The organism is Streptomyces amakusaensis (assembly GCF_039532665.1).
Lineage (GTDB): Bacteria > Actinomycetota > Actinomycetes > Streptomycetales > Streptomycetaceae > Streptomyces > Streptomyces amakusaensis.
Window position 1 is genome coordinate 1 of record NZ_BAAASB010000064.1, and the last position, 2,068, is coordinate 2,068.

The window sequence follows — 2,068 nt, forward strand, 5'->3', positions numbered from 1 at the left end:
TGCTGCGCCGGACCGTTCGGCGCCGTCAGACCATTCGACGCACCGTCCTGATTGATCGCCGAACCACGCACCACCGCCAACACCCGATGACCCAGACGCCGCGCATCCGACAACCGCTCCAGCAACAACACCCCGACACCCTCGGCGGGACCGAAGCCGTCGGCCGCGGCGGAGAACGACTTGCACTTGCCGTCCCTGGACAGGGCGCGCTGCCGGGAGAACTGGATGAAGGTGCCGGGGTTGGCCATGACGGTGACCCCGGCGGCGAGGGCCTGTGAGCACTCGCCGTTCCGCAGCGCCTGAACGGCGAGGTGGAGCGCGACGGAGGAGGAGGAGCAGGCGGTGTCGACGGTCACCGCGGGACCGTTGAGTCCAAAGGTGTAGGCGACCCGGCCGGAGGTGACGCTGGTGGCGACGCCGGTGAGGAGGAAGCCCTCGACCTCCAGCGGGGACTCGTGCTGCCGGGCCCCGTACTCCTGGCCCATGGTGCCGACGAAGACGCCCGTGGTGCTTCCCTCCAGATCGCCGACGGGGATCCCGGCGTCCTCGAACGCCTCCCAGGAGGCCTCCAGCAGCACGCGCTGCTGGGGGTCCATCGCCAGCGCCTCACGGGGGCTGATGCCGAAGACCTCGGGGTCGAAGTCGCCGGGCTTGCCGAGGAATCCGCCGTACCGGGTGTAGCTGGTGCCGGGGCGGGTCATCTCGGGGTCGTAGACACGGTCGAGGTCCCAGCCCCGGTCCGTGGGGAACGGCGAGAGGGCGGACTCCTCGCCCTCGACCAGCCGCCACAGCTCCTCGGGGGAGTCCGCGCCGGGGTAGCGGCAGGCCATGCCGACGATGACGATCGGGTCGTCCCCGGTGTCCCGGCGCTCGGCCGTCTCCGTCTCGGTGCGGATGCCGAGTGCCTCCTCGCGCAGATGGCGGGCGAGGATCTGCGGGGTCGGGAAGTCGTAGAGGACCGTCTTGGGCAGTTCGACGCCGACGGAGGAGACGAGCTGATCGCGGAGGCGGACGGCGGTGAGGGACTCGAAGCCGAGGTCCCGGAACGAGACCGTGGGATCGATCTCCTCGTCCGCGGAGTGCCCGAGCACCGCAGCGACATGGGCGAGCACGGAGCGGAGGGCGACCCTGCGCTGCTCGGCCTCGGTGAGCCCTTCGAGCCGGCGCAGCCAGGCGGAGGGCTGGGCGGCCCCCTCGTCCTCGGTGTGCGCCGGAGCGGCGTCGACGGCTCCGGTGGCGGCTCCGGTGGCGGCGCTGTCCAGCCAGTAGCGCCGGCGCTGGAAGGCGTAGGTCGGCAGGGGGACCCGGTCGGCCCCGGTGCCGGCGAACACGGCGCTCCAGTCGACGGACAGACCGCGCACATGGCCCTCGGCCAGGCTGGTCAGAAGCCGTCGGGGACCGCCGTCGTCGCGGCCGAGCGTGCCGACGGCGACGGCGTCGGCCCCGTGGGAGCCGATGATGTCCGTGAGCGAGGCGGTGAGCACGGGGTGCGGGCTCACCTCGACGAACGCGCCGAAGCCCTGGGTGATCAGGGCCTCGGCGGTCCGCTGGAACTCGACGGTGCTCCGGAGGTTGCGGAACCAGTACTCCGCGTCGAGGGCCGCCGTGTCGAGCACTCCGCCGGTGACGGTGGAGTGGAAGGCGACGGGGGCCGACACCGGGGCGATGTCGGCGAGTTCGGCGAGCAGCCGGTCCCGGACGGCCTCGACCTGCGGCGCGTGCGAGGCGTAGGTGACGGGGAGCCGCCGGACCCGGGCCCCCTCCGCCTCGGCCCGGGCCAGGGCCTCGTCCAGGGCGACGGGGTCGCCGGAGATGACGGTGGCGGCCGGTCCGTTGACCACGGCGACGGAGAGGGTGTCGGCCCAGGGGCGCAGCAGTCGTTCGGTGTCCTCGCGGCCGAGGGTCACGGAGGCCATGGCGCCGAGGCCCTCGATGGCGAGCAGGGCTCGGCTGCGGAGGGCGACGACGCGGGCGGCGTCCTCCAGACTGAGCGCGCCGGCGACATGCGCCGCCGCGATCTCACCCTGGGAATGCCCCACCACCGCCGCCGGACGCACCCCCAGCGACT

At 73.3% G+C, this 2,068-nt stretch carries 1 protein-coding gene; it reads right to left on the reverse strand.

The features are described from left to right. A partial coding sequence (locus tag ABD371_RS35620; RefSeq protein WP_344486894.1) for a beta-ketoacyl synthase N-terminal-like domain-containing protein occupies positions 1 to 2,068 on the reverse strand: 2,068 nt, incomplete at both ends.